Here is a 13,309-nt window from a genome sequence, read left to right as displayed (position 1 = left end):
TCGCTGCCGTATGTTGGGCTAGCGGTGCGTGCTCCGGGCCGACCTTCGGCAGTGGCATTGCGCGAGGCGGTGCATTACAAATGGGCAGAGGGAACCGCGCGGACATACCCGGTCGGCACTGGTTTTTCGTATTCAACAAGGGGGGGAGAATCAAATGCTTTGTCGCAAGCCGAATCGGAACGTGTTGGTCCTGGCGGTCGTCGCCGTACTCGGATCGCTGGCTGTCGCACCGCTGTCCGCACAGGAGGCCGCCACCGCCGCGGCGGCCGATGAGGACGAGGAACTGACCACCCTGTCGGCATTGACGGTGACCGCGCAGAAGCGCGAGGAGGCCCTGCAGGACGTGCCGATCTCGATCACCGCATTGCCCGAGCAGTTGCTGCACGACACCGGCGTGCGCGACGTCAAGGACCTGCAGGTGCTGGTGCCGGGGCTCACCGTCACTAGCACCCAGAGCGAAGCGCAGACCACCGCGCGCATCCGCGGCATCGGCACCGTCGGCGACAACGCCGGCCTGGAATCCTCGGTCGGCGTGGTGATCGATGGCGTCTACCGGCCGCGCAACGGCGTGGGCTTTGGCGACCTGGGCGAGATCGAGCGCATCGAGGTGCTCAAGGGGCCGCAAGGCACGGTATTCGGCAAGAACACCTCCGCCGGCGTGATCAACGTGATCACCCGCCGCCCCAGCTACACCACCTCGGCCGAGGGCGAGATCACCATCGGCAACTACAACGCGCTGGGCGTGTCGGGCGCGTTCAACACCGCGGTCGGCGACAACTCGGCGATCCGTGTCTACGCCGCCAAGCGCAAGCGTGACGGCTTCATGGACGTGCGCACCGGCGCCGGCCCGCGCACCGAGACCGAGGACTACGACCAGAACTTCCATTCGCTGCGCGGCCAGTGGCTGTTCGAGCCGACCGACACCCTCGACATCAACGTCATCGCCGACTTCACCAGCCGGGAGGAGAACTGCTGCACCGGCGTGACGGTGGTGCGCGGCGCGACCGCCGGCATCATCGACGCGCTGGCGCCGGATGAAGGCGTGGCGCCGGTGGCCGACCCGTTCGCGCGGGTCGCCTGGAGCAATCGCAGCACCGAGCAGGACATCAAGGACGGTGGCGTCTCCGCCGAGGTCAACTGGGTCTCGCCGTGGCTCGGCAACGCCACGCTGACCTCGATCACCGCGCAGCGCCAGTGGGATGCGATCAATGGCCTGGACTTCGACTTCAGCACCGCCGACCTGCTGTACCGCAACGCCGACGAGGACGAGTCACTGACCGCGTTCGACACCTTTACCCAGGAATTCCGCCTGACCGGCGCGACCGACTCGATCGACTGGATGGTCGGCGCGTTCTATTCCGACGAGGACCTCGAGCGCAACGAGACCTACCGCATCGGCGGCGCCTACGAGCCGTACCTGTCGATCGCGCTGCTGTCGCTGGTGAACCCCGCCCTCGGCCAGGCGCCCAACGCAGCGACCTTCCTGGCCGACGCGTCCGGCCAGCCCTTCGGCACGGTGTTCGCCGGTCTCGGCGCCGACGATCGCTACGAGCAGAACGCGCGCAGCCTGGCGCTGTTCACCAACAACACCTGGCACGCGACCGACGCACTCGACCTGACCCTGGGCCTGCGCTACACCCGTGAGGAGAAAGAGCTGCGGTCGGTCTACAGCAACCCCAACGGAAGCCCCGGCTGCTCGGCGATGCTGGGGCCGGGCGGGCAGCAGCGCATCGCCCAGGCGCTGCTCGCGCGCGGCGTGCCGGCCTCGGCATTGCCCTCGGTCATCCCGCAGGTGATCGGCTTCAGCTGCCTGCCGTGGGCCAACCCGCTGCACAACGGCCGCGTCACCCAGCAGGAGCGCGAGGAGAACGAATGGTCGGGCACCCTCAAGGCCGCCTACCGCTGGAACGAGCACGTCATGACCTACGCATCGGCCGCGCGCGGCTACAAGGCGGGCGGCTTCAACCTCGACCGGGTGCAGTCGGCCAACGGCCTGTCCAGCGCCGGTCAGGGCATCGTGCCGGTCAACGACACCTCGTTTCCGGGCGAGTTCGTCGACAGCTACGAGCTGGGTGCCAAGACCACCTGGGCCGACGGCAACCTGCTGCTCAACGCCACCCTGTTCCACCAGACCTACAGCGACTTTCAGCTCAACAGCTTCCTCGGCACCAGCTTCGTGGTGCGTTCGATCCCCGAGGCGGTCTCGCAGGGCATCGACACCGAAATCCTGTGGCAGACCGGCGTCGACGGGCTGATGTTCCAGGGCGGGCTGGTGTACGCCGACACCCGCTACAGCGACAGCATTCCGGGCGGGGACTTCGTGGAACCGACCGGTCAGCTATACAAACTGCCGGGCAGCCGGGTCAGCTTCGCGCCGCTGTGGTCGACCTCCGGCTCGGTGACCTACGAGTGGGATTTCGGCAGTGACCTGATCGGCCGGTTTAACCTCGGCGGCAAGTACATGTCCGACTACAACACCGGGTCGGACCTGGATGTCGAGAAGGAGCAGGAAGGCTACGCGGTGGTGAATGCCCGGCTCGGCTTCGGTTCGCGCGACCGGCGCTGGATGGTCGAGCTGTGGGGCCTGAACATCACCGACGAGGAGTACGTGCAGGTCGGCTTCGACGCGCCGCTGCAGAACGTCTCGCCGGCGCCGGGCAACCCGTTCAATTCCTACAACGCCTTCCTCGGCGCGCCGGCGACCTACGGCGTGACCCTGCGGGTCATGTACTGAGGCGCGGCCCCGCTCCTGCAAGAGCGCGTCGTGCCTTGTAGGAGCGCGGCGTATCTTGTAGGAGCGCGTCGTTACCTCGTAGGAGCGCCCCATGGGCGCGAGCTTTTCGGGCCGGCGCGGCGAGTCCAGCCGCGCCCATGCCGCGACATTCGCAGCGTAGCAAGCTCCGCTCTACCGTCGCCAACCGGCATCGCCGCCGCACTCACGTCCGCGCGCAGCTTGCGATTATCATCGCCGCATGAGCAATGACGTCTCCGATGCCGCCCTGCATCGCCTCGCCGAGCAGGTGGGCGAAGCGGCCCGGCAGCACCACCAGACCCTGGTCACCGCCGAAAGCTGCACCGGTGGCTGGATCGCCAAGACCCTGACCGATATCGCCGGCTCGTCGGGCTGGTTCATATGCGGCATGGCGGCCTACAGCTACGAGGCCAAGCAGGCGTTGCTGGGCGTGGGGCCGCAGACGCTGGAGGAGCACGGTGCGGTCAGCCGCGAGACGGTGATGGAGATGGTGTCCGGCGCGCTGGTGCATTCCGGCGCCACCCTGGCGGTGGCGGTTACCGGCATCGCCGGCCCCGGTGGCGGCACCGACGACAAGCCGGTCGGCACCGTCTGGATCGCCTGGAAGCGCCGCGGCGGGTATCCGACCGCGGTGGTGTTCCACTTTTCCGGCGACCGCGAAGCGGTCCGGCGACAGAGCGTGGCCGCTGCGCTGCACGGGTTGCTCGACCTGATGACCTGACCGGCTGAAGCCGCTCCTGCAGAAGATGATGGTTGATCTTCTAGCAAGTTAGTAGTATTACTACTAACCATGAATCTCGATGACCTCACCGCCACCCAGCACACGATCCTCGCCCTGATCGGCGAGCGCATCGCATCCGAAGGCGTGCCGCCCTCGCAGACCGAGATTGCCGCAGCGATGGGGTTCAGCAGCGTGCGCGCGGCGCAGTACCACCTCGAGGCGCTCGAACAGGCCGGCGCGATCAGCCGCACGCCGGGACGGGCGCGCGGGATCCGCCTGTGCGACACCGGCCTGGGCGACCCCGGCTCAATGGACATCTCCGCGGCGATGCCTGCAGGCGTGCTGCCGGACAATGCGCTCCGGCTGCCGGTGCTCGGTCGCGTCGCGGCCGGCCTGCCGATCGGGGCCGACATCGGCTCGGACGAGGTCGTGTTGCTGGACCGGGTGTTCTTTTCGCCGACGCCGGACTACCTGCTCAAGGTGCAGGGCGATTCGATGCGCGACGAAGGCATCTTCGACGGCGACCTGATCGGTGTGCACCGTACCCCCGACGCACGGTCGGGCCAGATCGTGGTCGCGCGCATCGATGACGAGATCACCGTTAAGTTGCTCAAGGTGGGCAAGGACCGCATCCGCCTGCTGCCGCGCAATCCCGATTACCAGCCCATCGAGGTGATGCCCGATCAGGACTTCGCCATCGAGGGCCTGTATTGCGGGCTGGTGAGGCCGAGTCGGTGATCCTGGCACCGCCGACCGACACCAAGCGGACGGAATTTTCCGACCCGTCGTCGGGTGGATCGCCGCTGTCGGAAGCCCGTGCCAATCGATAACGTCAGCTCCGCCGCTCCGGTCTCAAACGGTGCGACCCGGGCCCGCTAAGTTGCCCCCCAACACCCAAATCACCTAAGGATTCCACGATGGACGAGAACAAGAAGCGCGCCCTGTCAGCCGCCCTGGGCCAGATCGAGAAGCAGTTCGGCAAGGGGTCGGTGATGCGCATGGGCGACCGCGCCGTGGAGGCCGCCGAGGTGATCGGTACCGGTTCGCTGATGCTCGATATCGCCCTCGGCATCGGCGGCCTGCCCAAGGGGCGCGTAGTCGAGATCTACGGGCCGGAATCCTCGGGCAAGACCACGCTGACGCTGCAGGCGATCGCCCAGTGCCAGAAGACCGGCGGCACCGCGGCCTTCATCGACGCCGAGCACGCGCTCGACCCGATCTACGCCGCCAAACTCGGCGTCAACGTCGACGAACTGCTGTTGTCGCAGCCCGACACCGGCGAGCAGGCGCTCGAGATCGCCGACATGCTGGTGCGTTCGGCCGCGGTCGACATCGTGGTGATCGACTCGGTCGCCGCGCTTACGCCACGGGCCGAAATCGAGGGCGAGATGGGCGACCAGCTGCCGGGCCTGCAGGCTCGACTGATGAGCCAGGCGCTGCGCAAGCTGACCGGAAACATCAAGCGCTCCGGCACCCTGGTGGTCTTCATCAACCAGCTGCGCCACAAGATCGGCCAGATGATGCCGGGCCAGAGTCCGGAGGTGACCACCGGCGGCAACGCGCTCAAGTTCTACGCCTCGGTGCGCCTGGACATCCGCCGGATCGGCGCGGTCAAGAAGGGCGACGAGATCATCGGTAACCAGACCAAGATCAAGGTGGTCAAGAACAAGCTGGCTCCGCCGTTCAAGCAGGTCATCACCGAGATCATGTACGGCGAGGGCATCTCGCGCGAAGGCGAGCTGATCGACATGGGCGTGGAGGCCAAGCTCGTCGACAAGGCCGGTGCCTGGTACAGCTACGGCGAGGAGCGCATCGGCCAGGGCAAGGAGAACGCCCGCACCTATCTCAAGGAGAACCCGCAGATCGCGCAGCAGCTCGAGGCGGCATTGCGAGAGAAGTTCGTGCCCACCGAGGTCAAGCCCGACGAGGTTGCCGAGGACGCCTGAGGCGTCCAGCGGCGGGGTAGTGCGGCCGAATGCGTGAAGATGCACCAGACCAGGCACTGATGGCCGATGGCCGGTCCGACGATGCGGGTCGCTCCGGGCCGTCTTCGTCCCGGCGTCGTTCGCGCCCGGCACTGACTCCGATCCAGCGGGCGCTCGCGCTGCTGACCCGCCGCGAGCACTCGCGCAGGGAACTCACCCGCAAGCTGGTCGCGCGCGGTCTCGATCCCGATGAAGTCGAGACGGTGGTCACCAAGCTGGCGAGTGAGGGCTGGCAGGACGACACCCGCTTCGCCGAAGGGCTGGTGCGCTGGCGCACCGGCAGCGGCTACGGCCCGATCCACATCCGCGCCGAGCTGGCGACCCACGGCCTGGACGACTCCGCCATCGGCGACGCGCTGGATACTTTCGAGGGGGACTGGGTTGAGAATGCGCGCGATCTGATCCGCCGGCGCTACGGCGACGCGGTCGCCGACGATCTCGCCTTGCGCCGCAAAGCCACGGATCTGCTGATGCGGCGCGGGTTCGACGGGGGCTGCATTCGCGCCGCTATCCACTCGGACCCGGCGACTGAATAGAGCGACTGGTTTGCGAAGGACGCAAAAGGCGCGAAAGGAACGTCGTAAGTAAAAGCGTCAGCAGGGGAGGCTGGGAGGGGTGCTCTTGCGGCTGCTTGCTCGCAAGTCAAGAACAATCTCCCTCCGAAGCCCGTGTATCGCGACGGCAGGAGGCAGGATTCCTCCGGCAGCGGCCAGCACCCCATCGCCCAGCCTGATAAGCTTATCGGCTACCCACGGTTGCCCACCAGACGCGCCAGCCCCATCTCGGGACTATCGGTGCAGCGGCAACTCGCCCAGCCCCTCGACCTACCGTGCAGGCATGAACACTTCGGCCAAGACCACCAACGACATCCGCAGCGAATTCCTCGCGTTCTTCCGCGACAAGGCCCACACGGTCGTGCCGTCGGCGCCGCTGGTGCCGGCCAACGATCCGACGCTGCTGTTCACCAATTCGGGCATGGTGCAGTTCAAGAACGTGTTCCTGGGCAGCGAGAAGCTCGGCTTCACGCGCGCCACCGACGTGCAGCGCTGCCTGCGCGCGGGCGGCAAGCACAACGACCTCGACCAGGTCGGCTACACCGCGCGTCATCACACCTTCTTCGAAATGCTGGGCAACTGGTCGTTCGGCGACTACTTCAAGACCGAGGCGATCGTCTGGGCGTGGGAACTGCTGACCCAGGCTTGGGGCCTGCCGGCCGAGCGCCTGCTGGTTACGATCTATCACACCGATGACGAGGCCTACGACATCTGGCACCGCCAGGTCGGCGTGCCGGCCGAGCGCATCATCCGCATTGGCGACAACAAGGGCGCGCCGTTTGCCTCGGACAATTTCTGGCAGATGGCCGATACCGGACCATGCGGTCCCTGCACCGAAATCTTCTACGATCACGGCGCGCACATCGCCGGCGGCCCGCCGGGCTCGCCGGACGAGGATGGCGATCGCTTCATCGAGATATGGAACCTGGTGTTCATGCAGTTCGATCGCCAGCCCGACGGCTCGCTGGCGCCGTTGCCGGCGCCGTGCGTCGACACCGGCATGGGGCTGGAGCGCATCTCGGCGGTGCTGCAGGGCGTGCATGGCAACTACGAAATCGACCTGTTCCGGCAGCTGATCGCCGATGCCGGCGAGCTCACCGGCACCGCCGATCTGGACGACAAGTCGCTGCGGGTGATCGCCGACCACATCCGCGCCTGCGCGTTCCTGATCCTGGACGGCATATTGCCGAGCAACGAAGGCCGCGGTTACGTGCTGCGCCGGATCATCCGCCGCGCCCTGCGCCACGGCTGGATGCTCGGCCAGAAGCAGCCATTCTTCCATCGCATGATGGGTCCGCTGATTGCGGCCATGGGGGAGGCCTATCCAGACCTGGTGGTCAGGCGCGAGTTGGTCGAGCGTGCGCTGCAGTCCGAGGAGGAGCGCTTCGCCGAGACCCTGGATGCGGGCATGCGCATCTTCGACGAGCTCGCCGAGCGGTCCCGCAGCGCACACGCCGGCGGCGGGCAGTCGCAGGGGGTGATCCCCGGTGCCGATGCGTTTCGTCTCTATGACACCTACGGCTTCCCGGTCGACCTGACCGCTGACATCGCGCGTGAGCGCGGGCTGACCGTCGACATGGCCGGCTTCGATGCGGCAATGACCCAGCAGCGCGAGACCGCCCGGGCGGCGGGCAAGTTCGGCAACACCTCGACGCTGCCGGCCGAGCTGGCCGCGCAACTGGCCCCGACCGAGTTCCTCGGCTACGAGCGGCTGACCGAGGGCGGCCTGGAGGTCGTGGCGCTGCTCAGCAACGGACGACCGGTGGACCGCATCGAAGCGGGCGAGGAGGCAGTGGTGATTTTGGACCGCACCCCGTTCTACGCCGAGAGCGGTGGCCAGGTCGGCGATGCCGGTGAGCTCGACGAGGCCGGCACCCGCTTTGCCGTGCGCGACACGCTCAAGTTCGCCGGCCAGTTCCACGGCCACATCGGCACGCTGTCCGCCGGCACGCTGAAGCGCGGCGACCGCGTGCTCGGCGCGGTCGACGAGCCGCGCCGCGCCGCCACCGTACTCAACCATTCGGCCACGCACCTGCTGCATTCGGCGTTACGTTCGGTGCTCGGCGATCACGTCACCCAGAAGGGGTCGCTGGTCGCGCCCGACCGGCTGCGATTCGACTTTGCCCATTTCCAGCCGGTCAGTGCCGGCGAGCTGGCGGAGATCGAGCGCCGGGTCAATGCCGAGATCCGCCACAACCATGGGGCGGAAATCCACCAGATGGGGATGCAGGAAGCGCTGGATTTCGGCGCGTTGGCTTTGTTTGGTGAGAAGTACGGCGACCAGGTCCGGGTGCTGCGCATGGGCGATGGCTCGATCGAGTTGTGCGGCGGCACCCATGTCGGGCGCACCGGCGACATTGGCCTGTTCAAGATCGTGTCCGAAGGCGGAGTATCGGCCGGCGTGCGCCGCATCGAGGCGGTGACGGCGCAGGGCGCGCTCGACCACGTGGCGACCGTGGAGCGCCGGCTCGACGAGGCCGCGCAGCTGCTCGGCGGCAACCCCGCGGACCTCGCCGAGAAGCTGCGTGCGCTGCTGGACCGGCAGAAAAAGCAGGAGCGCGAGCTGGAATCGCTCAAGGCCAAGGCCGCCTCGGGCGCGACCTCGGACCTGGCCGGTTCCGCGGTCGACGTGCGCGGCATCCGTGTGATCGCCAGCCGCCTGGAGGGTTTCGACGCCAAGGCATTGCGCGATGCGGTCGACCGACTCAAGCAACAGCTGGGCGATGCCGTTATCGTCCTTGCCGGCACCCACGACGGCAAGGCTGCACTGGTGGCAGGCGTCAGCGGAGGTGCGGCCGGCAAGGTCAAGGCCGGCGAGCTGCTGGGGCATGTGGCCGCGCAGATCAACGGCAAGGGCGGCGGCCGCGCGGACATGGCGCAGGGCGGCGGCGAGGACAGCCCTGCGCTGCTCACGGCCTTGGCGGGGGTGCCGGTGTGGATTGAACAGCGACTGACTTGAGCCCGTATCCGGCGTCATTACTGCTTGTGACCGGGCGCTGTCGCCGCGATAATCGGTTTTTGCTTATCCATTTGGAGCGCTTTCGTCTTGTACAAAGCGCATGCGCCGGCGCACGACGCGTCGGCATGAGGAGAGTTATCAATGCTAATCCTGACGCGTCGCGTCGGTGAGACCCTGATGATCGGCGATTCGGTGACCGTCACCGTACTCGGCGTCAAGGGCAACCAGGTCCGTATCGGCATCAACGCACCGAAAGATGTCGCCGTGCATCGTGAGGAGATCTACCAGCGCATCCAGCGAGGCGAGGAAGCGGGCGAAGGTGGCGGCGCGAAGGATGCTGCCGACTGACCTCGCTCGGCCAAACGGGGCCGACCCAAGGAATGCGGCAGTGGCTGTATCGGCGGTAGTTGCTCTTGAGCCGGTGGTCCGGGCCACCTTGGGCGGGACCGCGTCGAGCCAGGAGTTTGCCGCGGGTGAAGTGAGCCGGTATGCTCTGCGCCCGCAACGAGTTGTCAGATGCGGAGAGTTGCCCGAGTGGCTGAAGGGGCTCCCCTGCTAAGGGAGTATGGGGGTTAAACTCCATCGAGGGTTCGAATCCCTCACTCTCCGCCAATTTCCAGAGGCTCCAGCGGGAACTTCCAGCCACGTGGGATGGAGGTTCGCCGGAAGATGATGCCTCAGGCCAGTGGTCGTCAGGCACAGCCAGCCAGATGCAAGGTTTCGCGCATCAGGCAGGGGTATCCGGCTCGCTTTGGCCAGCTCCATCGGCCGTCATTGCAGCATTTTTGCGGGCCGCTTCGGAGCCAGCAGCACCATGAAGAGTTTGACGAATTCGCGCTGAATCGTCATAATTTTTCGACTACGCGCCCGTAGCTCAGCTGGATAGAGCACCAGGCTACGAACTTGGGGGTCGGAGGTTCGAATCCTTCCGGGCGCGCCATATACAAGCACAAGGGTCAACGGGCTACCGCCTGTTGGCCCTTCTGCTTTCTGGGGCTCCGCTCAAGCTTGGGCACATCCGCATGCCCACTCGGCACGTCAGTCGCTTTTCGTAGTCTCGTCCTGTGCAGCCCGGCTTGGCGGCCGGCAGGAGCACCGAGCAGGCTCCGTCGCGACTGCCAGGCTCTGCGCGTGATCTGCATGTGACCTGCTTGTGATTCAAGGGAAAATCATCGGCCCGGGGATAGACGCGGGTGCGCTGCCTACTTTCCGGCGGGGTCACGTTCAATGAGTTGAGAGCCGCCGGTTCTCCAGCCAGTGAACGCCCGATGCTCCAGTGCGCACCCACGCCGCTCCCCATGCGCGACCCGCTTCCGAAGATAGGGCCGGCGTTCGCGGCCTCGTTGCCCCCATCGTGGACTCCATTGCGGCCCGAATGCGCCGCGGTCGCGCTGCTGCGGATGGCGGACTGGGCGCCGTGGCAAGCGCAGGCGGCGGCGCTGCTGGATCCACCGGAGATCGCGCGCGTGCGGCGCCGTCGTCTCGCCGCCGATCGCGACATGCTCACCTTCGCGTATGCGGCACACCGGCTATTGCTCGGCCGGATGCTGTCCTGCGATCCACTCGATGTGCCGCTGCGTCGTGATCCGCGTGGTTGCCCCCGCGTCGGGGCGGGCGGGATATGCACCAGCCTCAGTCATGCCGATGGCGTGATCGCGCTGGCGGTGACCAGGGCCGGGCCAGTCGGGGTGGACGTCGAATCCCCCGACCGCGCCGCGGAGTTGCCCGAGATTGCCGACCGCGTCTGCCATGCCGGCGAGAAAGCATTGCTTCGCGGCCTGGACGAGCCCGCCCGTGCGCTCGCGCTGCTGGGGATGTGGGTGCGCAAGGAAGCGGTCCTGAAGGCGGCAGGTGTCGGGCTCGCAGTGGAAATGGACACGTTCGCTGCGCCGTCGGGCGCGCTGGTTTCGAGCTCGACGTTGGGGCCGCACCCGATCCAGGTTCGCATGCTCGAAGCTGGCGCGGCTTGCATGGCCGCCTTGGCCGGGCCGCGCGATCTTGCGATCGACTGCCGATGGCTGCGCCCGCGTGTTGACGCGAGCGGCGGCTGGAAATGAACAGTTCCGAAGCCCAAGGCCGCGGATTTTAGTGCTGAGCGCGTTGTATCGATTGAAGCACTGCATCCGTCGAACCTGTTGCAGCCCTCGAATCTGTTCCGGAGAGGCCGCACCCGTCAGCCGGTCGCGCCGCCGCTCTCCGCCCCATGAGCATCCCGCATGAAGATCGCATCGGCGAGCCGAAAGAGTTGGGTCATCCGTGTCCTGTGGCTGATGGAGGTGCTGCTGATCGCGTTCGCGGCCAAGTTCGCCGCCAGGCTGCGATTCCTGAACGACCCCGAGGGCTATCAGGTGTTCCTCGGCAGCAACCCGGAGCGCCTGTTGCTGGTGGCGGTGTTCGTGACCGTGGCGATGGTGTGCTTCGGGCTCTACCAGGTGTACCTGCGCCACAACCGGACCGAGTTCGTGGTGCGCCTGCTGCTGGCGTTCGCCTTCGGTGGCATCAGCTTGCTGGTGTTGTACTACCTCGTTCCGGCGACCTACATCGGCCGCGGCGTGCTGCTGATGTCGCTGGCGTTCGGGTTTCTCGGCGTGATGCTGATGCGATTCACGGTGATGCAGCTGTTCGGGATGAAGCTATTCAAGAGCCGCGTGCTGGTGTTTGGGGCGGGCAGCAACGCCGACCTGATCAACAGCCGGATGCGGCGCGCCTCGGATCGGCAGTCTTTCGTCGTGGTGGGTTTCCTGCCGGTGCCGGGCCAGCCGGTACAGGTCACGGGCGGACCACCGCTGGACATGGACACCGGCGAACTGGCGCTGGCCGACCTCGCCGAGCGAATGAATGTCGACGAGATCGTGGTCGCCCCCGACGAGCGGCGCGGCTGCCTGCCGATGGAAAGCATGCTGATGTGCGCGCAACGCGGCATCGTGGTGTCTGACCTGTCGACGTTTTTCGAGCGCGAGGCGGGCATGGTGACGTTGAACGTGGCCGATCCGTCCTGGCTGGTGTTCTCCGGCGGGTTCGACCACTCCGTTCTGCGGCGTTTGAGCAAACGTTTCTTCGACCTGCTCGCTGCCTGCGCGCTGCTGCTGGTCGCGTGGCCCTTCATGCTCATCGTGGCGCTGTGCGTGTGGCTGGAGTCGGGCTCGCCGATCCTCTACCGGCAGACCCGGGTCGGGGAGAACGGACGCGGTTTCGAGCTGGTCAAGTTCCGCAGCATGCGTGCGGACGCGGAAAGAGACGGCGTGGCCCGCTGGGCCAGCCGAGAGGACGACCGGAGTACGCGGGTCGGCCGCTTCATCCGAATGACCCGCCTCGACGAGCTGCCGCAGCTGTACAACGTGCTGCGCGGCGACATGAGTTTCGTCGGCCCGCGCCCGGAGCGCCCGCACTTCGTGGAAATGCTCGGCAAGGAAATCCGCTACTACAACGTCCGCCACAGCGTGAAGCCGGGCCTGACCGGGTGGGCGCAACTACGCTACCCCTATGGTGCCTCGGTGCGCGACGCCGAGGAAAAGCTTACGTTCGACCTGTTCTACGTCAAGAACCAGGGCCTGTTGTTCGATCTGACGATCCTGATGCAGACGGTCGAGGTGGTGCTGTTCAGGCGCGGGGCGCGCTGATGCCGGATGCCCGCTTCGGCGAGCCGGCTGCGGCACGTGGTACGTGGTACGTGCATGCTGCGGCTGCTGGAGATCACGATCTCAGGAGCAGGTGGGGGCAGCAGGTGCGCTGTGGCGTCGCGCCCCGTGGAGACAAGCCAGTTCCACGCTGCCAGCATTGCCACGAGCGCGCCGATGATAAGCAGCCCAACGGCAAACCGGGCCGGTCGCTTGTCGCTGCCAGGCTGGGATGCTGCCGTGTGGCCCACGTGCCGGCCCTGGCTGCCCCTGGTGGGCAGAACGCCGGTGATCCGCGGCGATCGCCCGCCGGGCATTCTCCCGTAGCGATGGTGGAATCGACTCACCGTGGCGTGCAGCAGGATCAGGTTGCGCAGCCGTGCCTGCGTTTCCGACGAGCCCGGACCCGTCCGGCCTCGGTCCGGATGCAATTGCGCGATCTGCCGTCGGTAGGCCCGCTGAAATTCTTCAAAGCTGCAGCCCGGCCGGAGATCGAGCTGCGAATAGAGCGACGCCAGGTCGGAGTTCATGTCAGCCCTCGCGGTTGACCCATCCTAACGCGGGTGACGTCCGTGTGCGCAGCTGCGCTGTCTGGCCGCCCCCAGCGGCTGGAAACGTTGTAATCGAGGCAACGCACCAAGTCGCGCGGCCGTGCAGGAGCTACTTGGAGCAGCCGATTATTTCGCCGCAAACGGAATGCCAGGAGCCAAATTTGCCGCAA

10 protein-coding genes and 2 tRNA genes are annotated in these 13,309 nt (G+C 66.8%); 11 read left to right on the top strand and 1 reads right to left on the bottom strand.

What is annotated here, in order from left to right; all coding sequences use genetic code 11:
• Positions 1–181 precede the first annotated feature (181 nt).
• The 11 genes from ACJQWM_RS02870 to ACJQWM_RS02820 all read left to right on the top strand — a co-directional run bounded on the left by ACJQWM_RS02870 (position 182) and on the right by ACJQWM_RS02820 (position 12,591).
• Positions 182–2,734: a TonB-dependent receptor gene (locus ACJQWM_RS02870; RefSeq protein WP_332705002.1), complete on the top strand. Its 2,553-nt coding sequence runs from the start codon at positions 182–184 to the stop codon at positions 2,732–2,734.
• 238 nt (positions 2,735–2,972) lie between these two features.
• Complete coding sequence (locus tag ACJQWM_RS02865) at positions 2,973–3,473, top strand: CinA family protein (protein WP_332705000.1); 501 nt, start codon at positions 2,973–2,975, stop codon at positions 3,471–3,473.
• A 69-nt stretch (positions 3,474–3,542) separates the two neighbouring features.
• Entirely contained in the window at positions 3,543–4,211 is a 669-nt protein-coding gene (lexA, locus tag ACJQWM_RS02860; RefSeq protein WP_332704998.1) for a transcriptional repressor LexA, read from the top strand.
• Between the two features lie 179 nt (positions 4,212–4,390).
• Positions 4,391–5,419: a recombinase RecA gene (recA, locus tag ACJQWM_RS02855; protein ID WP_332704995.1), complete on the top strand. Its 1,029-nt coding sequence runs from the start codon at positions 4,391–4,393 to the stop codon at positions 5,417–5,419.
• Between the two features lie 59 nt (positions 5,420–5,478).
• The gene (gene recX, locus ACJQWM_RS02850; protein WP_332705038.1) at positions 5,479–5,994 is read left to right on the top strand and encodes a recombination regulator RecX; all 516 of its coding nucleotides are present in this window, start codon (positions 5,479–5,481) and stop codon (positions 5,992–5,994) included.
• 301 nt (positions 5,995–6,295) lie between these two features.
• On the top strand, positions 6,296–8,971 hold the full coding sequence (gene alaS, locus ACJQWM_RS02845; protein ID WP_332704994.1) for an alanine--tRNA ligase: 2,676 nt from the start codon (positions 6,296–6,298) through the stop codon (positions 8,969–8,971).
• A gap of 141 nt (positions 8,972–9,112) precedes the next feature.
• A complete protein-coding gene (csrA, locus tag ACJQWM_RS02840) occupies positions 9,113–9,319 on the top strand; it encodes a carbon storage regulator CsrA (protein ID WP_332704992.1) in 207 nt (68 codons plus the stop codon).
• Positions 9,320–9,491: 172 nt separating this feature from the next.
• A tRNA-Ser gene (locus ACJQWM_RS02835) sits at positions 9,492–9,583 on the top strand.
• A gap of 251 nt (positions 9,584–9,834) precedes the next feature.
• Positions 9,835–9,911 (top strand) — tRNA-Arg (locus ACJQWM_RS02830).
• Between the two features lie 424 nt (positions 9,912–10,335).
• Positions 10,336–11,028, top strand: a complete 693-nt coding sequence (locus ACJQWM_RS02825) for a 4'-phosphopantetheinyl transferase family protein (protein WP_411306658.1) — start codon at positions 10,336–10,338, stop codon at positions 11,026–11,028.
• Positions 11,029–11,187: 159 nt separating this feature from the next.
• Positions 11,188–12,591, top strand: a complete 1,404-nt coding sequence (locus tag ACJQWM_RS02820) for a TIGR03013 family XrtA/PEP-CTERM system glycosyltransferase (RefSeq protein WP_332704988.1) — start codon at positions 11,188–11,190, stop codon at positions 12,589–12,591.
• Here ACJQWM_RS02820 and ACJQWM_RS02815 read toward each other — a convergent pair.
• A complete protein-coding gene (locus ACJQWM_RS02815; RefSeq protein ID WP_332704986.1) occupies positions 12,504–13,118 on the bottom strand; it encodes a J domain-containing protein in 615 nt (204 codons plus the stop codon). The genes ACJQWM_RS02820 and ACJQWM_RS02815 overlap by 88 nt on opposite strands.
• Between the last annotated feature and the right edge of the window lie 191 nt (positions 13,119–13,309).

Origin of the sequence: Novilysobacter longmucuonensis (genome assembly GCF_046600735.1) — a bacterium.
In the GTDB taxonomy this organism is placed as follows: Bacteria; Pseudomonadota; Gammaproteobacteria; order Xanthomonadales; family Xanthomonadaceae; genus Novilysobacter_A; species Novilysobacter_A longmucuonensis.
The sequence above is the reverse complement of the archived record's forward strand: the minus strand, read 5'-3'. Positions and strand labels throughout refer to the sequence as shown.